21 protein-coding genes and 1 riboswitch are annotated in these 21,065 nt (G+C 32.1%); of the genes, 10 read left to right on the plus strand and 11 right to left on the minus strand.

All coding sequences use genetic code 11. The annotated features are described in order from the left end of the window. Window positions 1–2 precede the first annotated feature (2 nt). From ade to ABMY20_RS02120, 3 genes are all read right to left on the minus strand, one after another. On the minus strand, window positions 3–1,625 hold the full coding sequence (gene ade / locus ABMY20_RS02110) for an adenine deaminase (RefSeq protein WP_349264520.1): 1,623 nt from the start codon (window positions 1,623–1,625) through the stop codon (window positions 3–5). Window positions 1,626–1,715: 90 nt separating this feature from the next. Beyond that, on the minus strand, window positions 1,716–3,308 hold the full coding sequence (pckA, locus tag ABMY20_RS02115; protein WP_349264521.1) for a phosphoenolpyruvate carboxykinase (ATP): 1,593 nt from the start codon (window positions 3,306–3,308) through the stop codon (window positions 1,716–1,718). Window positions 3,309–3,394: 86 nt separating this feature from the next. Then, window positions 3,395–3,775 (minus strand): DUF423 domain-containing protein, encoded by a 381-nt coding sequence (locus tag ABMY20_RS02120; RefSeq protein WP_047788577.1) that lies wholly within the window; start codon window positions 3,773–3,775, stop codon window positions 3,395–3,397. 80 nt (window positions 3,776–3,855) lie between these two features. Between ABMY20_RS02120 and ABMY20_RS02125 the strand changes: the two genes are divergently transcribed. The 6 genes from ABMY20_RS02125 (at window position 3,856) to ABMY20_RS02150 (ending at window position 11,317) form a co-directional block, all read left to right on the plus strand. Beyond that, window positions 3,856–5,226, plus strand: a complete 1,371-nt coding sequence (locus ABMY20_RS02125; protein WP_047788578.1) for a saccharopine dehydrogenase C-terminal domain-containing protein — start codon at window positions 3,856–3,858, stop codon at window positions 5,224–5,226. 111 nt (window positions 5,227–5,337) lie between these two features. Next, entirely contained in the window at window positions 5,338–5,907 is a 570-nt protein-coding gene (locus ABMY20_RS02130) for a Crp/Fnr family transcriptional regulator (protein ID WP_349264522.1), read from the plus strand. A gap of 82 nt (window positions 5,908–5,989) precedes the next feature. After that, window positions 5,990–7,264 (plus strand): NAD(P)/FAD-dependent oxidoreductase, encoded by a 1,275-nt coding sequence (locus ABMY20_RS02135; RefSeq protein WP_047788580.1) that lies wholly within the window; start codon window positions 5,990–5,992, stop codon window positions 7,262–7,264. 7 nt (window positions 7,265–7,271) lie between these two features. Continuing rightward, window positions 7,272–8,027: a DJ-1/PfpI family protein gene (locus tag ABMY20_RS02140; RefSeq protein ID WP_159493320.1), complete on the plus strand. Its 756-nt coding sequence runs from the start codon at window positions 7,272–7,274 to the stop codon at window positions 8,025–8,027. Between the two features lie 111 nt (window positions 8,028–8,138). Then, a riboswitch (cobalamin riboswitch) is annotated at window positions 8,139–8,326 on the plus strand. A 185-nt stretch (window positions 8,327–8,511) separates the two neighbouring features. Beyond that, window positions 8,512–10,836 (plus strand): 5-methyltetrahydropteroyltriglutamate--homocysteine S-methyltransferase, encoded by a 2,325-nt coding sequence (metE, locus tag ABMY20_RS02145; protein ID WP_349264523.1) that lies wholly within the window; start codon window positions 8,512–8,514, stop codon window positions 10,834–10,836. Between the two features lie 55 nt (window positions 10,837–10,891). After that, window positions 10,892–11,317, plus strand: coding sequence for an acyl-CoA thioesterase (locus ABMY20_RS02150; RefSeq protein WP_349264524.1), 426 nt, complete (start codon window positions 10,892–10,894; stop codon window positions 11,315–11,317). Window positions 11,318–11,356: 39 nt separating this feature from the next. On the opposite strand, the gene ABMY20_RS02155 is transcribed toward ABMY20_RS02150, so the two are convergent. The 4 genes from ABMY20_RS02155 to ABMY20_RS02170 all read right to left on the minus strand — a co-directional run bounded on the left by ABMY20_RS02155 (window position 11,357) and on the right by ABMY20_RS02170 (window position 13,846). Then, complete coding sequence (locus ABMY20_RS02155) at window positions 11,357–12,076, minus strand: methyltransferase (protein ID WP_253056254.1); 720 nt, start codon at window positions 12,074–12,076, stop codon at window positions 11,357–11,359. Window positions 12,077–12,247: 171 nt separating this feature from the next. Next, window positions 12,248–12,907, minus strand: a complete 660-nt coding sequence (mnmD, locus tag ABMY20_RS02160) for a tRNA (5-methylaminomethyl-2-thiouridine)(34)-methyltransferase MnmD (protein ID WP_239179356.1) — start codon at window positions 12,905–12,907, stop codon at window positions 12,248–12,250. Between the two features lie 7 nt (window positions 12,908–12,914). Continuing rightward, window positions 12,915–13,334, minus strand: a complete 420-nt coding sequence (locus ABMY20_RS02165; RefSeq protein ID WP_253056255.1) for an acetolactate decarboxylase — start codon at window positions 13,332–13,334, stop codon at window positions 12,915–12,917. Next, a complete protein-coding gene (locus ABMY20_RS02170) occupies window positions 13,334–13,846 on the minus strand; it encodes a DUF4920 domain-containing protein (protein ID WP_073181824.1) in 513 nt (170 codons plus the stop codon). The genes ABMY20_RS02165 and ABMY20_RS02170 overlap by 1 nt, the downstream gene beginning before the upstream one ends. A 120-nt stretch (window positions 13,847–13,966) precedes the next feature. Here ABMY20_RS02170 and ABMY20_RS02175 point away from each other — a divergent pair, with 120 nt between their 5' ends. Continuing rightward, on the plus strand, window positions 13,967–15,016 hold the full coding sequence (locus tag ABMY20_RS02175; protein ID WP_159493316.1) for a branched-chain amino acid aminotransferase: 1,050 nt from the start codon (window positions 13,967–13,969) through the stop codon (window positions 15,014–15,016). A 67-nt stretch (window positions 15,017–15,083) separates the two neighbouring features. Beyond that, window positions 15,084–15,965, plus strand: coding sequence for a TlpA disulfide reductase family protein (locus ABMY20_RS02180; RefSeq protein ID WP_053056649.1), 882 nt, complete (start codon window positions 15,084–15,086; stop codon window positions 15,963–15,965). Window positions 15,966–16,009: 44 nt separating this feature from the next. On the opposite strand, the gene ABMY20_RS02185 is transcribed toward ABMY20_RS02180, so the two are convergent. Both ABMY20_RS02185 and ABMY20_RS02190 read right to left on the minus strand, forming a co-directional pair. After that, window positions 16,010–16,396 (minus strand): nucleoside triphosphate pyrophosphohydrolase family protein, encoded by a 387-nt coding sequence (locus ABMY20_RS02185; RefSeq protein ID WP_047788588.1) that lies wholly within the window; start codon window positions 16,394–16,396, stop codon window positions 16,010–16,012. A 386-nt stretch (window positions 16,397–16,782) separates the two neighbouring features. Next, the gene (locus tag ABMY20_RS02190) at window positions 16,783–17,514 is read right to left on the minus strand and encodes an SDR family NAD(P)-dependent oxidoreductase (RefSeq protein WP_159614027.1); all 732 of its coding nucleotides are present in this window, start codon (window positions 17,512–17,514) and stop codon (window positions 16,783–16,785) included. Window positions 17,515–17,553: 39 nt separating this feature from the next. Between ABMY20_RS02190 and ABMY20_RS02195 the strand changes: the two genes are divergently transcribed. Further along, on the plus strand, window positions 17,554–17,766 hold the full coding sequence (locus ABMY20_RS02195) for a hypothetical protein (RefSeq protein WP_231128378.1): 213 nt from the start codon (window positions 17,554–17,556) through the stop codon (window positions 17,764–17,766). 82 nt (window positions 17,767–17,848) lie between these two features. Here ABMY20_RS02195 and ABMY20_RS02200 read toward each other — a convergent pair whose 3' ends face one another. Together ABMY20_RS02200 and ABMY20_RS02205 are read right to left on the minus strand one after the other, a co-directional pair. Then, complete coding sequence (locus ABMY20_RS02200; protein WP_349264525.1) at window positions 17,849–19,882, minus strand: dihydrofolate reductase; 2,034 nt, start codon at window positions 19,880–19,882, stop codon at window positions 17,849–17,851. Between the two features lie 48 nt (window positions 19,883–19,930). Then, the gene (locus ABMY20_RS02205) at window positions 19,931–20,491 is read right to left on the minus strand and encodes a DNA-3-methyladenine glycosylase I (protein WP_349264526.1); all 561 of its coding nucleotides are present in this window, start codon (window positions 20,489–20,491) and stop codon (window positions 19,931–19,933) included. A gap of 99 nt (window positions 20,492–20,590) precedes the next feature. Here ABMY20_RS02205 and ABMY20_RS02210 point away from each other — a divergent pair, with 99 nt between their 5' ends. After that, on the plus strand, window positions 20,591–21,022 hold the full coding sequence (locus tag ABMY20_RS02210) for a DUF6146 family protein (protein WP_159493313.1): 432 nt from the start codon (window positions 20,591–20,593) through the stop codon (window positions 21,020–21,022). The last annotated feature ends 43 nt before the right edge of the window (window positions 21,023–21,065 follow it).

Consider the following 21,065-nt stretch of genomic DNA (forward strand, 5'->3'; position numbering starts at 1 on the left):
GTTTATTTAACTTCTAAAGAAGTAAATTTAAATGTATTTCCATCAAACAAGCCTTTGTCTGATAGTTTTAAGGATGGAATTACCAACAATGCCATAAAAGATAAGGTCATATACGGAGCTCGTAATTTACTACCTAATTGTTTTGCCATCACATCTAATTCTGCATAGGCTTTTCCTATTTCAACTGCTGGTTTATCTGACATGATTCCAGCCACAGGAAGTGGAACAACTTTTTCTTCAGAAGATGTTACAGCACAAACCCCTCCTTTATTTTCAATCAATAAATTTACCGCCTTACAAATCAATTCATCCGATACTCCTACAGCAATAATATTATGAGAATCATGTCCTACAGAACTTGCTATCGCCCCTTCTTTTAATCCGAAGTTTTTGATAAACGCAATCGAAGGCTCTGCATTTTGATAACGATTTACTACCGTCATTTTTAGCACATCGTTCTCTACATCAGAAACTAAATTTCCTTCTTTTATCAACGAATCTGCTTCTATTTCATTTGTCACTAATTCTCCATCTAGAGCTTCTATAACTCGAATCTTTTCAGATGCTGAATGGAATTCAAAATCGGAAACGTTTTTTGCATCAGTGTCAAAATTATTCAACACTTCAAAATCTACATGCTCTACAAATGATTTTCCGTTTTCAGCCACTAACTCACCATTAATATACGTTTGTAGTACTTCAAACTTTTGTAAGTCTTTCACCACAATAAAATCAGCATCATCTCCTTCTTTTAAAGTCCCAACATCCAAATTGTAATGCTCTACCGGATTTATACAGGCAGCTTGCAATACTTTAAAAACATCTATTTCTTTCGCTACTGCGCGCTCACATAATTGGTTGATATGTCCTAATAACAAATCATCGGGATGTTTATCATCGGAACAGAACATCATGTTCTCATAATGCTCAGGTAGTAAATCAATTAATGCTTCAAAGTTTTTTGCAGCACTTCCTTCACGGATAATAACTTTCATCCCTTTTTCTAACTTCTCTAATCCTTCTTCATAGGTAAAGCATTCGTGGTCGGTATAAATTCCTGCCGCTATGTATTTATCTAAATCTTCTCCTCTTAGTCCAGGTGCATGACCATCTACTGGCTTATTATAATGTTTTGCCCATGCTATTTTTTTCAACACTTCTTCATCTTGATAAATAACCCCCGGATAATTCATCATTTCTGCTAAATACTTGATATCAGGGTTCTGCATCATCTTTTTGATATCTTCTGAATCAATTACCGCTCCTGCACTTTCAAAAGAAGTCGCTGGTACGCAAGATGGTGCTCCGAAATTGAATTTTAACGGAACTTTTTTTCCGTTTTCAATCATAAAATTTACTCCTTTTACACCTAATACATTGGCTATTTCATGTGGATCGGATACTGTTGCTACCGTACCGTGTGTTACGGCTATTTTAGCAAATTCTGAAGGCACTAACATAGAACTTTCAATATGGATATGTGCGTCTACAAATCCAGGTAAAATATAGTTTTCTACTGTGTGTTCTACTTCTCTAACCTGTATAATCTTTCCTTCTTTAACCTCAACCTCTCCTTTAAATATTCGTTTGTTTTGTATATCGACTATATTTCCCTGTACAATCATGCTAAAATTTATTTATTGCTAAAATACTGAGTATTTTTCACAAAAAAAGCATCCATAGTGGATGCTTTCTTAGTATTTATGTTATAAAGGTTACGCTATTGGTCCTCCTTTAATAATTTCCTCACTTGCCATTTCTTCAAACTGAGCAAAGTTCTTTCTAAATGAATTCGCTAGCTCCATAGCTTTTGCATCATAAGCATCTTTATCTGCCCATGTTTGCTTTGGATTTAATACTTCATCAGGAACATTTTCACAAGTAGTTGGCATTGATAATCCAAAAATTGGGTGTTGTACAAATTCAACATTTTCTAAATTACCTTCTAAAGCTTCTGTAATCATAGCACGAGTGTACTTTAATTTCATTCTGCTACCAGTACCGTAAGCACCTCCTGTCCATCCAGTATTAATTAACCAAACGTTTACACCTGCTTCTTGCATTTTCTTACTTAACATTTCAGCGTAACGCGTTGGGTGTAATGGCATAAATGGAGCTCCAAAACAAGCTGAGAAACTTGGTAATGGTTCGTTAATTCCAGCCTCTGTACCTGCTACTTTTGCTGTGTACCCAGAAATAAAGTGATATGCTGCCTGCCCTGGTGTTAATTTAGAGATTGGAGGCAGTACTCCAAAAGCATCTGCTGTTAAGAAGAAAATATTCTTTGGGTTTGCACCTTTAGATGGTTTTTGAATATTTTCAATGTGATAAATAGGATAACTTACACGAGTATTTTGTGTAATTGATGTATCATGAAAATCTACATTTCCTTTATCATCCATCACAATGTTTTCAAGGATCGCTCCTCTTTTAATTGCTCCGTAAATTTCTGGCTCTTTCTCTTGAGATAAGTCAATTACTTTTGCATAACATCCTCCTTCAAAGTTAAAGATTGTGTTTTCAGCAGTCCAACCATGCTCGTCATCACCAATTAAACTACGGTTTGGATCGGTAGATAATGTAGTTTTACCTGTTCCTGATAATCCAAAGAAAATAGCTGTATCACCATCTTTACCAACGTTTGCAGAACAATGCATTGGTAACGTGTTTTTGAATACAGGTAAAATAAAGTTTAACGCAGAGAAAATTCCTTTTTTAATTTCTCCTGTGTATCCTGTACCACCAATTAATGCTACTTTTCTAGTAAAGTTTAAGATAGCAAAGTTGTGTTGGCGTGTTCCATCTATTGCTGGATCTGCCATAAAACCTGGAGCGTTTACTACTGTCCATTCCGGAGAAAAGTTTTTTAACTCCTCTGCGGTAGGACGTAAAAACATATTGTGCGCAAACATGTTACTCCAAGGATATTCATTTACAACACGAATATTTAATTTATAATCTTCGTCTGCACATGCATAACTATCACGTACAAATACTTCTTTGTTAGATAAATAATTAGTTACTTTATCGTATAGCTTGTCAAATTTTTCTGAATCGAAAGGAATATTAATATCTCCCCACCAAACTTGGTCTTTAGTTATATCGTCTTTAACAATAAAACGATCCATTGGAGAACGTCCTGTGAACTCACCTGTTTTAACAGCTAATGCTCCAAAACTGGTTTCTACTCCTTGTTCTTTTTCAATAGTGATGTCGTGTAACTCGTCTGAAGTTAATTGATAACGAACCGTAGCGTCTTTTATGCCTAAGTTATCTAACGATATCGTTTTCGTATCAAGATTTGTCATCTTAAAAGATTTTAGTTGTGTTTAATTTTGGACAAAAATAGTTCTTTTTGATTAAACAGCTATGTCATTAAATGATTTTATCAACTTTAACCTTTAATAACTTTTTTAAAAAAGCTATATGCTAAAAGGCTCCAACCAACGATTAATAACACTCCTCCTAACGGCGTTACAAACCAAATTGCTTTTGCAGGAACATTCGCTAAGTAAATTAAATATATAGACCCAGAAAACAATAAAATCCCAGCTATTAAAAAATAACTAATTCTGTTTTTTTCTTTGTTAGTAAGCTCAGTAAACATATTTACAAAAAGTAATAAAAACACATGAAAAAACTGATAACGTACAGCAGTTTCAAAACTCTCGAGGGCTTCTAGTGTTAATTTTGTTTTTAAAGCATGAGCTCCGAAGGCACCTAAAATCACAGCAATCATTCCCAAGACTGCAGCTATTGTTAAATTTTTATACATTATTTTAATTTTTGTTTAAATTTAAACTTTTTTAGCGATATTGTCGCCTCAAATTTTATACACAACAAAAATAATTATAAATGAGAAATATATTGATTATTGGTGCTGGTAGATCGAGCTCTTCACTTATAAAATATTTATTGGATAAATCTTCACAAGAAAACCTACATATAACTATTGGTGATGTTTCGTTAGAAAGCGCTCAATCTAAAATTCACAATCATTCAAGTGCTACAGCAATACAGCTAGATGTTTTTAATGCTGAAGAGCGCTCAAATGCAATTCAAAAAGCTGACATTGTTATTTCAATGTTACCTGCTCGTTTTCATATTGAAGTAGCTAAAGATTGTATTACTTATGGAAAACACATGGTTACTGCGTCTTATATTTCTGATGAAATGAAAGCTTTAGATGAAGAAGCTAAAGCTAAAGGTTTAGTATTTATGAACGAAATTGGTCTGGATCCAGGAATTGACCACATGAGTGCTATGCAAGTTATTGATCGTATAAAAGAACAAGGAGGAAAAATGCTATTATTTGAATCTTTTTGTGGTGGATTAGTAGCTCCTGAAAGCGATACCAACTTATGGAATTATAAATTTACTTGGAACCCAAGAAATGTAGTATTAGCTGGTCAAGGTGGAGCTTCAATGTTTATTCAAGAAGGAACCTATAAGTATATTCCATATCAAAAATTATTTAGAAGAACTGAATTTTTAACTATTAATGGCAGTGGAAGATTTGAAGCGTATGCAAACCGTGATTCTTTAAAGTATAGAAGTATTTATGGTTTAGAAGATATTAAAACCATGTATCGTGGAACTATTCGTAAAGTTGGTTTTTCTCGTGCTTGGAATGTTTTTGTCCAGTTAGGAATGACTGATGACACTTACACTATTGAAGATTCTGAAAACATGAGCTATCGTGATTTCACTAACCTTTTCTTAGCCTATTCTCCTTCAGATTCTGTTGAATTAAAATTCCGTTCGTATGCAAAGATTGATCAAGATGATTTAATGTGGGATAAATTTGTAGAGTTAGACATCTTCAATCCGAACAAAAAAGTAGGCTTAAAAAACGCTACCCCTGCTGAAATTTTACAAAAAATATTGATGGATTCTTGGACTCTTGAAGCTGAGGATAAAGATATGATTGTAATGCATCATATTTTTGGGTATCAATACAAGGAGGAAAATCATCAAATAGAAAGTAGCATGGTTATTAAAGGTGATGATCAAACCTATACTGCTATGGCAAAAACTGTTGGCTTACCTGTAGCTATGGCTACGGTACGTATTTTAAACGGTGACATCACAACTCCTGGAGTTCAATTACCGATTAACAAAGAGGTGTACGAACCAATTTTAAAAGAATTAGAAGATTACGGAATTACTTTTGTTGAAAAAGAAGTTCCGTATTTAGGCTATAACCCTGAGAGTATAAAAGGATAAAGTCTTCCAAAACGAACAAAAGGCATCAATTTATTTGGTGCCTTTTTCTTTTAAAAATAAAAGGAATCTCTATAAAGTTGGTATTTTTACCTTTAAATACTAAACTAAGATATGGGTAAAAGCTTTTTAAAAAATCATATTAAAAATTACACAAATCTTTCTGAAGAAAAATTAACGGAAATACTTTCTTTTTTTGATTGTCAATCCTATAAAAAAAAAGAAATTTTATTACTCACAAATAAACGTTGTAATAAACTATTTTTTGTTACCAAAGGTTGCTTACATTTATATTTTATTGATAGTTTGGGCTACAAAAAAACTACACAGTTTGCTCTAGAAAATTGGTGGTTAACTGACTTTTTAGCTTTTCAGAACCAAAAACATGCTAACTTTACCATAGAAACAGTTGAAAACTCTGAAATTTTGTCGATCTCCTTTTCAAAATATAACGAGTTATTAAATAAGTTTCCCTTATTAGAAAAATATTTTAGAAGTATATATGAAACCGCATACGGAGCTGCTTTAATGCGTTTAAAATACATTAACAGTTACTCTAAAGAAGATATCTTTTTTAGATTTAGAAAAGACTTCCCTGATTTTGTACAACGAGTACCCCAATATTTATTAGCTAGTTTTTTAGGATTAACTCCTGAATATTTAAGTGAAATTAAAAGAAAATAGCTATTCTTAAGTTAGTTTATTTTTTACTAAAACATACTTAACTACCTTTGCATTTATATTAATTTAAGGGCATAATAGCATTATGAAAAACATGAAAAAAATTGTCGTTGTTGGCGGCGGTTTTGCTGGGTTAGAACTTATAAAAGGGTTAGGAAATTCTGAAAATTATCAAATTATTTTAGTAGATAGTAATAACTATAATTTCTTTCCTCCTTTAATCTACCAAGTATCCACAGGTTTTATGGAACCTTCTGCAATTAGTTATCCATTCAGAAAAATTTTAAGAAAATTTAAAAATGCTCGTTTTCGTCTGGGTACTCTTGAAAAAGTTGTTCCAGAAGAAAATAAAATAGTGGTAAGTAATGGAGAAATAGCATATGATATCTTAGTAATGGCTACTGGTACAGAAAGTAATTTTTTCGGAAACAAAAACATTGAAAAGTACAGTTTACCAATGAAAACTATTAGTGACGCCTTGTCACTTAGAAATGTTATTTTAACTCGATTTGACCGTGCTACTAGAATTCACAATCCTGAAGAAAGAAAGAAGTGTTTAACTTTTGTTATCGCTGGTGCTGGTCCTACTGGGGTTGAACTTTCTGGTATTTTATCTGAAATTAAAACTTCAATTATCATAAAAGATTATCCAGAGTTAGATAAAAATGATTTTGGAGAAATTCATCTTATTGATGGTCAAAGCTCTGTATTAGCTCCAATGTCTAAAAGAGCACAAGAATATACCTCTAAAAAGTTAAGTGAACTCGGAGTAACATTAACGATGAACACCATGGTTAATGATTTTGATGGTGAAACTGTATATTTATCAAACGGAGAAGAAATACATACTAAAAACCTTATATGGGCTGCCGGTGTATCTGCTAAAACATTTGATGGCTTTTCAAAAGAAAGCTTTGGTGCTGGTAGAAGATTGAAAACAAATCAGTTCAACCTAGTACACTCATATGATAACATTTATGCTTTGGGTGACTGTGCTTTGATTTTAGGAGACGAAAGCTATCCTAAAGGGCATCCTCAATTAGCACAACCTGCATTACAACAAGCTAGAAACTTAGCTAAAAACCTTTCTAGAAAAGATACAAACTGGAAAACTTTTCAATATAATGATAAAGGTTCATTAGCTATTATTGGAAGAAATAAGGCTGTATTAGATTTCCCAGGACAAAAACAATCATTAAAAGGTTTTGTTGCATGGTTAATTTGGATTTTTGTACATATTATGGGGCTTGTAAACTTCAAAAACAAAGTAAGAACTCTATACAACTGGTTAGGCTATTACATATACAAAGACCAATATTTTAGAATGATTATTAAACCTACTCAAAGAGATACTAAATAAAATACGCATGAAAAATTTAAGTATTGTAGTAATACTACTTTTTACAATTATTACTGTTGGTTGTAATTCAGAAAAATCGAAAACCAATAAAAAAACAGAAGAAGTTGAACAAGTTGTATCTCCATCTGACACACTAACTAAACACCTAAAACCATTTAATCCTAATTTACCAACTATTGGACTTTTAATGTTTAATGGGGTTTTACAAGGAGAAGTTATAGCAACGTCAGATGTATTTGGAAAAGCAGATAAAGATGGTAAACAACTTTTTAATGTAGTAGCTATTGCTGAAACAGCTAAACCCATTACTACTGAAGAAGGAATGCATTTTGTTCCCGACTATACTTTTGAAAACTGTCCTAAACTAACGGCTTTGTTTGTACCAAGTGCTTACGACATGTACGCACAAGTACATAATAATAAAGTTGTAGATTTTATAAAAACAAAAAATCAAGAAACCAAATACACTGTTAGTAATTGTGCTGGAGCTAATTTAATTGGTAAATCTGGTATAGCAGATGGTCATAAAATTGTAACATGGATTGGCGGCGGTGAGCAACTACAAAAAGACTACCCAAATTTAAAAGTGCAAAACGACAGCTTGGTAACTTTTGTTAAAGACGGTAAGTTTTTATCTTCAAACGGAAATTTAGCAAGTTATATTTCAGCGTTAGAACTTCTCGAAATTATGACAAATACTGAACATAGAAAATTTGTTGAAAGCTATTTATACTTGGATCAACTTAAAAACTGGAAAAAATAAACATTAATTATAAATTTTCTTTTTCAAACATAAGCATCAATTTATTGGTGCTTTTTTTATTACCAGTTCTAAAAAAATAATACATACATTTACCTCGATAAGTTCTTTACATACTTCATCAACCGAAAAGGTTTTACTTAACTGTAGATTAATAGGGAATCGTGTGCAAATCACGAACTGTCGCGCAACTGTAAGTAACACACCAAAAGTTTTTATCCTAGTATATCCACTGCCAAAAGCGGGAAGGATGATAAAAGCTGTTATAAGTCAGGAGACCTGCCTATTCGGATATTGACAATGCTTTCGCGATTTGAAGCTTTTGGGTCATACCGATGATATATTTTTAACGCACACTTTCTTTATGAAATGCTGTGCTTTTTTGGTATGTCATTATTTTTCCTCAAACATCTTATCGTTTTTAGCATTGCGAAGCATCTAAAAGAGCTTTTAAAATTAATGTTTAATTATAAAAGTTTAAAAGAAAATGCAAACGCACATTCTTGGCTATCCGCGTATTGGTAGCAACAGAGAACTCAAAAAAGCCTGCGAGCAATATTGGTCAGGCAAAACTAGTTTACAGGAACTTCTTGAAACAGGAAGAAATATCTGTCAACAAAATTGGAAAACACAACAAGAAGCAGGCATAGACCTTATTCCTTGTAATGATTTTTCTTATTATGATCAGGTGTTAGACATGACGCTTACTGTTGGAGCTATTCCTAAACGTTACAATGAAGTAATGTTAAAAACTTCAAATTCTGAACTTGACCTTTACTTTGCTATGGCAAGAGGATATCAAAAAGATGATCTTGATATCACTGCTATGGAAATGACTAAATGGTTTGACACCAATTACCATTATATCGTTCCTGAATTTTATAAAAATCAGGAATTCAAACTATTTTCTAACAAAATTGTTAATGAGTTTGTCGGAGCTAAACAAGCAGGGATTAATGCTAAGCCTGTAATTATTGGTTTGGTTAGCTACCTTCTTTTAGGTAAAGAAAAAGAAGAAGGTTTTGATAAATTAGATTTAGCCCCAAAACTACTCCCTGTATATATTGAAATTCTTCAAGAACTTCAAACACAAGGTGCAGAATGGATTCAGTTTGACGAACCTTTTTTAGCATTAGATTTGAGTGAAAAAGCCAAAGAAACCTATCAATTTATCTATAATGAGATTAGAAAAAAGTTTCCTAAACTAAAGTTTATAGTTACTACTTATTTTGAAGGTTTAAAAGACAATCTTTCATTAGCTAACATACTTCCTTTAGACGCATTGCATATCGACTTAGTTCGCTGCGAAGAACAGCTAGATGATGTATTGAATACTCTTCCTAAAAATAGAATCTTATCGTTAGGTGTTGTAGATGGAAGAAACATTTGGAAAAATGACTTTGAAAAGTCATTACAGCTAATAAAAAAAGTCACTGATAAGTTAGGTTCTGAAAAAACCTTTATTGCTTCTTCTTGTTCTTTGTTGCATTCTCCTTGTGATTTAGATTTAGAGATCTCTCTTGACACTGACATTAAACAATGGCTTTCTTTTGCTAAACAAAAACTTACCGAAGTAAGCTTATTAAAAGAGTTATCTGAAAACACTAGTAATGAAAATATTTTAAATGCTTTTGAAGAAAATAAAAAAGCTATTGCCAATAGAAAATCCTCAGCATTAATCCATCATAACGATGTAAAACTACGTGTTGATTCCATTAACGAAACAGATTCTAGAAGAAATAATAGTTTTTTAATTCGTAAAGAAACACAAGAAAAAGTATTGAATTTACCGCTATTCCCTACTACAACCATTGGTTCCTTTCCTCAAACTAAAGAAGTAAGAAGCTGGAGATCTCAATTTAAAAAAGGTATCTTAAGTAGTGAAGATTACAAGTATTTACTAAAAGAAGAAACTCAAAAAACCATTCAATGGCAAGAAAAAATAGGGTTAGATGTATTAGTTCATGGTGAGTATGAGCGAAACGATATGGTAGAGTATTTTGGTGAACAACTTGCTGGAATTACATTTACTAAAAAAGGTTGGGTTCAAAGTTATGGTAGTCGTTGTGTAAAACCTCCTATTATTTATGGGGATGTATACAGACCACACCCAATGACTGTTTATTGGTCACAATACGCACAATCTTTAACTGACAAATGGGTTAAAGGAATGCTTACAGGCCCTGTTACTATTTTACAATGGTCATTTGTTCGTGACGATCAACCTCGTAGCATTACTTGCCAACAAATTGCACTGGCTATACGTGATGAAGTTAGAGACCTAGAAAATGCTGGTATTAGAATTATTCAAATTGATGAGCCTGCTATAAGAGAAGGTTTACCGTTACGAAAATCAGGGTGGAATGATTATCTAAAGTGGGCTGTTGAAGCCTTTAAAATTTCATCTTGTGGTGTAAATGACGCTACACAAATACATACACATATGTGCTATTCTGAATTTAATGACATTATTCAAAGCATTGCTGATATGGATGCCGATGTAATTACTATTGAATGTTCTCGTTCTCAAATGGAGTTGTTAAACGCTTTTGCAGATTTCAAATATCCGAATGAAATTGGACCTGGGGTTTATGACATCCACTCACCAAGAGTTCCTTCAAAAGAAGAAATGGTTGAATTACTACAAAAAGCACAAAAAGTTATTCCAGCTTCTCGTCTTTGGGTAAATCCTGATTGTGGTCTTAAAACTAGACATTGGGATGAAACTGAAAAAGCTTTAATAGCTATGGTTTCAGCTGCAAAAGAAGCCTCTTTAAGCTATAATGCTAACACCTTAGAAACTGTAAATTAATAATAAAGTGCCTGAAAAGAATATTTCAGGCACTAATTATACTAACATATATAAAATGACCACAGAAGAAAAAATAACAAAGTCGGAAACACGTATTTTCAAAGCCGTATTTCCAAATACAACCAATCATTATGACACCCTTTTTGGAGGAACCGCTATGCAACTAATGGACGAAGTTGCTTTTATTACAGCAACACGATTCTGCAGGCAAAAAGTTGTAACCGTAAGTAGTGATAAAATTGATTTTAAAAAGCCTATCCCTGCTGGAACTATTATTGAATTAGTAGGAAAAGTAAGTTATATAGGTTACAAAAGTTTAAAAGTTACTGTTAAAATTTTTACTGAACAGATGTACTCTCAACATAGAGAAAAAGCCATTGAAGGTGAATTCACCTTTGTTGCTATTGATGAAAATAAAACCCCTATTGCTGTCATAAAAACTGGCACTGAAGAACTACATTACTCACAAGAACATAACTAAAACTAAACAGAAATTTTGAAAATACAACCTCATAAAAGATTACATCTTCAAATAAAAATCTTTCGTAAGGTTAATATAGGCATCAGTATACTGGTGCCTTTTTGTTTCTATTATCAATTCTTCTTCTTGGATTGTAGTCTCTACAAAGGACATTTCTAATAAACTACGTTTGATCTCAGTAGTAGGAGTTCCTTTTACTCGACAAACTCTGTGTAGGTATAAATTATGATTTTTAGCTAGTTCTATAAAATTTTCTTCTTCTTTAAATGGTATAATAGTTGAAAACTTTCCATACTCCGACAATATTTCACTCACTCCTTTTAGTAGCTCTTCAAAAGACAGTGAACTCGTAAATCGTGCTTTATTTCTCGCTAAATCTTCCGTTTCGTAGTTATCAGTATAAAATGGTGGATTGGATACAATTATATCATACTCTTCTTCATCTTCAGACATTTCTTCTGCAAATTCAACAAAAGAAGCATTGTAACAAAAGAGTCTATCTCCCCAATCAGACTGCTCAAAATTCTCTACAGTTTGTTCATAAGCATCTCCATCTACTTCTACTGCATCAATAGTCATGGCATCGCTTCGTTGCGCTAACATTAATGAAATAACACCTGTGCCTGAACCGACATCTAATATTGTGTCTGGAAACTCTCCTAAATTACACCACGCTCCTAATAATACTGCATCGGTACCAACTTTCATCGCTGTTTTGTCTTGATGCACTGTAAACTCTTTAAATTTAAATGGTTTCATTTATAAAAATCTTCCAAGAATTTTTTCTGCATTGAAGAACAAATACAACACAACAATTAATAAAACTACTAAAAACAACCCTCTTTTAGGATTCCCTCTTTTTCGATTACCGAAACGTCTTTTAAACTCCATTTCTTTATTTTCTAATTTCTACATTAATCACGTAAAATATCACGTTATAATTTTTGTTCCTCGTAACATTTCTCTTTTACCTGGAGGCCCGGGTAAACGCTCAACATCAAAACCTACTGCTTGCATTGCTCGTCGTACACTTCCCTTTGCTGAATAAGTTACTAAAACACCCTCTGGTTTTAACGCAGCAAACATAATTCTAAAAATATCCTCAGTCCACAAATCGGGTTGTACTCTTGCTCCAAAAGCATCAAAATAAATCAAATCAAAACTATTCTCATCGGTAATTTCAGCAAAAAATTGTTTGCGTTTAGTTAATGAAAAATTGGGAGTAATGTTGTGTTTTTCTTCCCAAGAAACTTCGTGAATTTTTTCAAAAAATTCTCTTTTATCATCGGCGTCCAACTCCGCAACATAATTTAATTTTGCTACTTCTTCTTTAGCTACAGGATATGCCTCTACTCCAACATAATCAATCTCCTTTTTAGCTTCCAATAACGTGATAAAAGAATTAAGTCCTGTACCAAAGCCTATTTCTAGAATAGAAACATTTTTTGCATCTACATACTTTAATCCATTTCTAATGAATACATGATAGGCCTCTTGTATCGCTCCGTGTTTAGAATGATATTGTTCATTCCACTCTGGCAAATGAATGGTTGTGGAACCATCTGACGTTATGATAATTTCTCGTTTTATAACTAAACTATTTAATCAGTAATTTTTTAATCCTAGGTATTGGTCCAGTGCAAGTTGTTTTATGGCAGGCAATACAACTATTTACAGCTTTGTTGAAATTTTGCTTTATAGAATCTTTTGAACCCAAATATACTTGCTGTATATTTTGAATATATAATTTTGAAAAAGCTTCAAAACTTGCATTTCTATCTGCTGGGTCTGTTAAAACAGCACTATGAATATTCAAGTAAGTTTCAGGAAAGTCACCTATTGGCTCTCCTTCTAAAATCTTATTTTTAACGGTCATATTCCCTTCGTACATAGCATTCATTAAAGCTGCCATTTCAGAAGACTGATACATTATAAGTTCCTCTTTTGGTTGTTTCTTTTCCTCTTTGCAAGAAAAAAGCACCAAAGACATCAATAAAACAATAATTAATTGTTTCATTATTTTTTCATTAACACTCCATCTGCTTCAAAAGCATAGGTGTATTTTGGTTCTATAATTTTTGCTATTTCTTCTTCTGATTTTCCTGCATCTTTAGCATAATGTTGTAATTCATCAACAGAAATCTCAGTAACAAAAGCTTTACCGTTTACTACCACTTCTTTATTATCTGCATTTAAAGGCATGAAAAAACCATAATCTTTAAAACGCACCATTGACTCTTGTTCTTCCCCTAAATCTAACTTCATCCAACACCCTTTTTTCTTACACACTTCATTTATCGTTGAAGTAAATTTTATGTTTAGAGTATCCCCTTTTTTTAAGTTTTTGAATTTTATTCGCATTTCTTCAGCAGAAATAGCATTGCTATCAGTAATCTCATCTCCAAAAGACGCATAGGCAATCTTTTGTTCTTTAATACCATTCGCAGCAGGAGCTGCATCTTTCTTTTCAGTTTTACAAGCACTAAACATTACGCTTAAAAGCGTAGCAAAAACTAGTAGTCTTTTCATTTTCAAAAAATTAAAATTAACATATCAACAAATATACTCATATTTCTTCAAGCTGGTAGTTAACCTCAAAACATACCACTAGATTTCGTATCTTCGTAGCACTTCTAAAACAATCACATAATGAATATTGATATTGAGCTTATACAAGAGTCTAAAATAAATACGGTAGATTTTAACAACTTAGCGTTCGGTCGCACTTTTACTGACCATATGCTAGTTTGTGACTTTGCTAATGGAGAATGGAAAACACCTAAAATTTTACCTTATGGACCTTTAACTTTTGAGCCTTCTGCTAGGGTTTTTCATTACGGGCAAGCTGTTTTTGAAGGAATGAAGGCTTATAAAGATGAAAATAATGATGTCTTTTTATTCCGTCCAGATGAAAATTTTCATAGAATTAATAAATCTGGGGCTCGTTTAGCAATGCCTCCAGTTCCTGAAAATGTATTTTTTGAAGGGTTAAAAAAACTTCTTGAGATAGATGATGCATGGATTAAGAAAGGAATAGGAAACTCGTTATATATTCGTCCGTTTATTATTGCTTCAGAAGGAGCTATTGCTGCTTCACCTGCTGAAGAATATAAATTTATAATTATTTGTTCACCTGCTCAATCATATTATGCTGGTGAAGTTAGAGTACTATTTGCTGAAGAATACAGTCGTTCTGCTGACGGTGGTGTTGGTTTTGCCAAAGCCGCTGGTAACTATGCTGCGCAATTTTACCCTACTAGTTTAGCACATAAGGAAGGGTATCAACAAATTATTTGGACTGATGCAAACACCCACGAATACCTTGAAGAAGCAGGTACAATGAATATCTTTTTTAGAATAGGTAATAAACTTATAACTGCTCCTACTAATGATAGAATTTTAGATGGTGTTACTCGTAAATCAATTATTCAACTTGCAAAAGATTATAATATAGATATTGAAGTTAAAAGAGTTTCAGTTGCTGAAATTAAAGAAGCTGCTAGGCAAGGTGAACTGTTGGAAATTTTTGGTTCTGGTACTGCTGCTGTTATAAATCCTATAAAAGGATTTAAACACCAAAACGAAACTTTTGAATTACCTGAAACAAATGATTCTTATGCTTCTTTCTTTAAAGAAAAACTACTCAACATTCAGTATAACAAATTAGAAGACAAGCACAACTGGAGAGTTAAAATTTAATCATTTCATTTAAAAAAGCTATATTAGTAAACAGAATTAAGTTATTTTAATAAAAAATTCTAAAGAAATGAGAAATATTATACCTGCTTTATTATCAATAGGAGTTGGTTTTGTTATTTCATTTTTTGGATTGGATTTCTATTCTAATTCATTAGAAAATGAAAATAATATCATAGCCCAAAGTAATAAAATTACTTCTTCTAAAGAAGACACTCCTGAAGAGCCCTTATCTGTTGATAATTCCTCAACAGGTTCTTTTTCCGTTGACATCGAAGACATTCAAAAGAACTTTGATAACTGGGAAGCTTATGCAAAGGAAAACATTGATTTAATGTCTACCTTTATTCCTCTAGATGATGAAGGTGCAGCTATGGAAAAAGGTATCTTTTTAACCTTACTACGCACAGGCGCTTATATTCCGATTAAATCGGAAAAAAAAGGTAAAGTACAATACCAGCTTACTGGTATTGATGCTTCTTCTGATGAAAAAATAAAAAAATCAATCGTTAGTAAGGCTTCAATAGCACATCAATATTTTAAGATGGAAGGCAAAAAACTTCCTGATTACAATTTTGTTGATTTAAATGGTAACGCTCACAATAAAGCGGATACAAAAGGAAAATTATTAGTACTAAAATGCTGGTTTATTACATGTAAGGTATGTGTAGAAGAGTTTCCTGAATTAAATGAACTGGTTGATAAATACAAGGATGATAAAATAGAATTTGTTAGTTTGGCTTTTGATAAAAAAGATGAATTGATTAAATTTTTAGAAACTAAAGAATTTAAATACCCTACTATTCCTGAACAAAAGGATTATATGGCTAAGAAACTAAAGGTTAAACAATATCCTACACATTTAATTGTAGATGCTAATGGTATTATTATTAAAATGGTTAATAATGTAAAAACATTAACATCAGAATTAGAAAGAATTATGGGTAAATAAATAGAAAAACAAAATGTAAAAAAGCTCCTTATTAAGGAGCTTTTTTATTTATCTAAAATTTCTTTAATGTTTGGTTTAAAGTAATTTGGTCCTTTCAGTACTTTACCATCTTCACGATAAATAGGTTTACCGTCTTCTCCTAACTTACTCATGTTGCTTCGTTGTATTTCATTGAATACTTCTTCTATTTTATGTTGCATACCGTGTTCTATTATAGTTCCACATAAAATATACAACATATCGCCTAAAGCGTCTGCTACCTCAACCAAATCGTTATTTTGTGCAGCTTCTAAATACTCTTCATTTTCTTCTTTCATTAAATTATAGCGAAGTAAGTTTCGTTCTTCTCCAATGTTTGCTGTTGGTTCATTTTTTATTCCTAACCCGAAAGCTGAATGAAATTCGTGTACTGCTGCTATTCTTTTTTTCATTATAGTTATGATTTTAATTCAATAATTATTAGTCAATAATGTTTTTATTTATATCATCATTTGACACATTTTATGGTTTTGCCATACTTTTTTTAGTTTTTTTATTCCTTTATATATTTTAAGTTATTTAACTTTAAGAAACTCAAAAAAAATAAATTATGTTAAAAGAGATTTCTAAATTAGGTTTAACCCTAAATAAAACTGAACAAAAATTAATAAACGGTGGTACAGGTCGACCTTTACCCTGTAGCTCTGCCCCAACTTATTACAATGGATATTGTTACTTATGTGGTGAACAATACGAGATAGGCTCTAGTTACTGTTAGAATTAATGGAAAAGCGGACTTGTTTCGCTTTTTTGTTTACACTTTAACTTATCTAAAGTATTATGTTGCCATTTTTAAAATTCTTGCTGGTACTATTTTTAGTACCCAAGCTATTAACCTCCATCTTTTTGAGATATAAGCTACTCGTTTTTTTCGTTTTATTGCTGCATAAATTTGATTAACTGCTTTTTCTAGAGGAACCATCCAAAAAATACCATCACCTAAAGCCATTGCTGTATCAACAAACCCCGGACGGATATCTGTAATAAAAACTTTTTTTGTTTTAATAGATTTTGTTTTGATATACAAACTCTCTAAATACGCTTTTTGATATGCTTTAGAAGAGAAATAATCTGGTGCTGCTCTATTTCCACGTAGTGAAGCGATAGAAGAAATACCGACTAAATGACCAAAACCTTGTTTTTTAAACAATTTATAAGCTAATGCATATAGTTTTGTTACACCTAAAACATTCGTGTTTATAGTTTGCTCTTGTTTATCCCAGTCTAATTTTGGGTTTACAAATCCAACTCCTGAAGATTGTATCACCAAATGAACTTCTCCTAATTCATTTACTAACTCATTAAACACTTTTTCTACCTCATCCACTTGTTGGATATCATTTTGCTTAATAAGTATTTGGTTAGAATACCTCTTCTTTAACTCTTCCAATTTTTCGAACCTTCTCCCGGTTACCGCTACGATATAATTTTCTTGTATTAGTTTTTCTACAAGTCCTTTTCCAATACCAGAAGTGCCTCCAAAAATAATTGCTGTTTTAGTTTTTTTCATTCTAAAATCATTCTTTAACTTTGCTAAAAATACAATTTTATGTTTATACTTATTGCTGCAAAAATGTTTACTACAGGTAGAATTATTTTTGCGAGTTTATTTGTTATAGCTTTTATTCTTTTAATGTATTTTAGTTATAAAAAAGATGCTAAAAACAATAAAAAGCATTATCAAAATGGAGCTTTATACGTTGCCATAGCAATAGCGGTAGTAATTGCGTTATTGTTTTTATCAAAATTATTAACTAAATAATAAAACTCTTAAGAGTTTCTTATAAAAGCAAAAAACCGATTCTTTTCAGAATCGGTTTTTTTTTATTCAAGTTTATAACTTTTTAATTTTTTATTGGTAAGAAGTTATAGTTTTTAGCGTAGAACTTCATTTGCTCTTCAAACGTTTCTGGTTGCTTAATCTTAATATTAGTAATATTTCCTTCAGTATCAGTTACTGGCTCTAATACTGGATTTACAAATCCGCTATAAGGAGCAGATGTAAACTGAGCATTACGATCTAAAACTTCTTTATGAATATCTTGATCTACTTTTACTCCGTAACCTTCTACTAATGCTTTTGCCGCTTCAAAATCTCCTTCAGATTTAATTCTTTGCGTTTCTTTTAATAAGCGTCCGAAAATTTCGCGAAGCTTGTCATAATCGTTAATATTGTAGTATGTTTTACCTTCTTTAGTAACTTTTTCAATTACGTTATCTTTTACTCCTTGCTCAAAAGCCCAAGCAGAAACCCATTGACGGTTAACCATGTGGTCTTCTTCAATATCATCTCCTAAATTGATTCTTATTAACTGCGTCATTAACCCGTTTCTGATATATCCATCATAAGCAGCTTTTCCTACTTTTTTCCAGTCATCAACCAAACCTAATTCTTGTAATTTAGGATCCATTAAATAATAAAGTCCTACTAAATCTGCTCTACCTTCTTCCATTGTAGAAGCATAATTCTTTAACGTCTCTTTTGGTTGACCAACTCCGTCGTTAATTACACCTGAAGCATGCCCAATTACCTCATGTAATGCTGTGTGTAATTTATCAGCTAATTTACCGTACTTAATCTCTAAGTCTATTTCTTCTTGATCGTTAGCAAACTCTTTTAAACGTCCAGTTCCTCCAGCATTGTTATAAGAACCTATAATATTCCCTAATGATACTGACTTAGAACCGTGTTGTTGACGAATCCAGTTATTGTTTGGTAAGTTCACTCCAATTGGAGTACTAGGAGATGCATCTCCCGCTTCACCAGCAACATTTACTGTTTTATAAGAAACCCCAACTACGTTTTCTTTTTTATGTGCTGGATCTAACGGAGCATTATCTTCAAACCATTGTGCATTGTCTGATAATACCTTCATCTTTTTAGACATATCAAAGTCTTTGATTTGTACGATGTTTTCGTACGAACCTCTGTACCCTTTAGGGTCGTTATACACTTCAATAAAACCATTAATCCAATCAATATTTCCTTCGGTAGATTCTACCCAAGCAATAGCATATTCGTCCCAAGTATGTAAATCTCCTGTTTTGTAGTATTCGATTAACAACTCTAACGTTTTTGCTTGTTTTTCGTTTTCTGCTACTCCTTTAGCTTTTTCTAACCACTCAATAATTTTATCAATTGCTTGACCGTACATTCCACCAGACTTCCAAACTTTCTCTACTAATTTTCCGTCCTCACGAACTAACTTCGAGTTTAATCCTGCTTCAATTGGTTGATCTTTTGGCCCTTTATCCGCTTTAGCGTAAAAACCTTCTACATCTTTACTTGTGATATCTGGTCCGTAGAAATTTACAGCAGATGCCAATACGTGATCAACTCCTGCTTTTTTATTTACTTTTTTAGCATCTTTATCATTAAAGATAACTTCTAATGCCTCCGTAGATAACTCTGTATTAGTTTCTTTTAATAACGACTCAAAATATTCTTTAGAAAATTCAGGTTTTAACTTATCGTTAGAATAGTGGTGATGAATTCCGTTTGAAAACCATACACGTTTTAAGTACGTTGTATATGCTTTAAACTCTTCACTCTCTTTATCACCTTTAAAGTTATTCTTGATATTTTCTAAAGCTGCTCTAATTTCAAGATTGTGACGGTAGTTTTGATCCCACATAATATCACGCCCAGATAAACCAGCTTGTGTTAAATAATACACTAACTTTTTTTCTTTTAGTGTTAACTCATCAAAACCAGGAATTTGGTAACGTAATACTTTTATATCAGCAAATTGCTCTACAACATATTCAAACTCTTTTGCTTTTTTTTCAGCTACTTTAGGCTCTTTTTTGGCTTCTGTTCCGCATGAAGTTAACACTCCAGCCGCAACAACTGCACAAAGCATTTGTTTTAGTTTCATTTATAATAATATTTAGTTTATTTTTTTGGAAGGCTAAAATTACAAAATTTAAACTTCATGGTATCTAAAACAGTCCGTTGTATGGTCGTTTACCATTCCTGTCGCCTGCATGTGTGCGTAAATTACTGTGGACCCAACAAACTTAAATCCACGCTTTTTTAAATCTTTTGAAATCACATCAGAAAGCGCTGTGGTAGCTGGTACTTCTTCTTTCTTTTCAAACTTATTTACTATTGGCTTCCCATTAGTAAAATCCCAAATGTATTTTGAAAACGCACCAAACTCTTCTTGTACTTTCATAAAAGCCTGAGCATTGGTTATAGTAGCTTTTATCTTCAACTTATTTCTTATAATTCCATTATCTTGAAGCAACTCTTCATATTTATCTTCAGAGTATTTTGCTATTTTTTTGTAGTCGAAATTATCAAACGCTTTTCTAAAGTTTTCTCTTTTCTTTAAAACTGTAATCCAACTTAAACCTGCTTGAAAAGTTTCTAATATTAAAAACTCAAACAGCTTATCGTCATCATATACAGGCACTCCCCATTCATTATCGTGATACTCAATATATAGTGGGTCATCACTAACCCAAAAACATCTTTTCTTCATTTTCTATTATTTAATGCTGAAAATTACTGTTAAACAAATTAAAAATCAATGAAAAATGGAATAATTTTTGCAACTTTATAATTATAAATCATACTGATTATGAAAACCTTACAACGCATTCTTTTTCTTAGCATTATTGGAATTATGATATGGGCTTGCAGTTCCTCGCCTATAAAAAATACTTCTAACACTCCTAAAGAGGAACCAGTTGTTATTGCTAATGATAGTTTAGAATATGAAATTATAATTATAGACCCTGGTTTTACTACCTATTTAAACAGCATTGCTAAACCCGAAGGGTTTTATTCACAACAATACCTCGAAAATAAAAACCGTTTGTATGTAAACACATGGAATTATCGAGCTAGGAATCCTTTACAATTTAATTCAAACATTTATGAAAATGTAATTGATTATAGTCCACACGTTGATTATGGCTATGAAGTAAATTATAAACTTTTTAATTATTTTGAGTTCGCTCAACGAAAATACCGCATGAACTTGGGGGTAGGAATAAATCGCTGGAACTAGTAAAACCTTAGTAAAAGACGTCTTTCGAAAAACTGTATATTTG

This window comes from Tenacibaculum sp. SSH1-16 (assembly GCF_040104435.1).
Taxonomy (GTDB): Bacteria; Bacteroidota; Bacteroidia; order Flavobacteriales; family Flavobacteriaceae; genus Polaribacter; species Polaribacter mesophilus.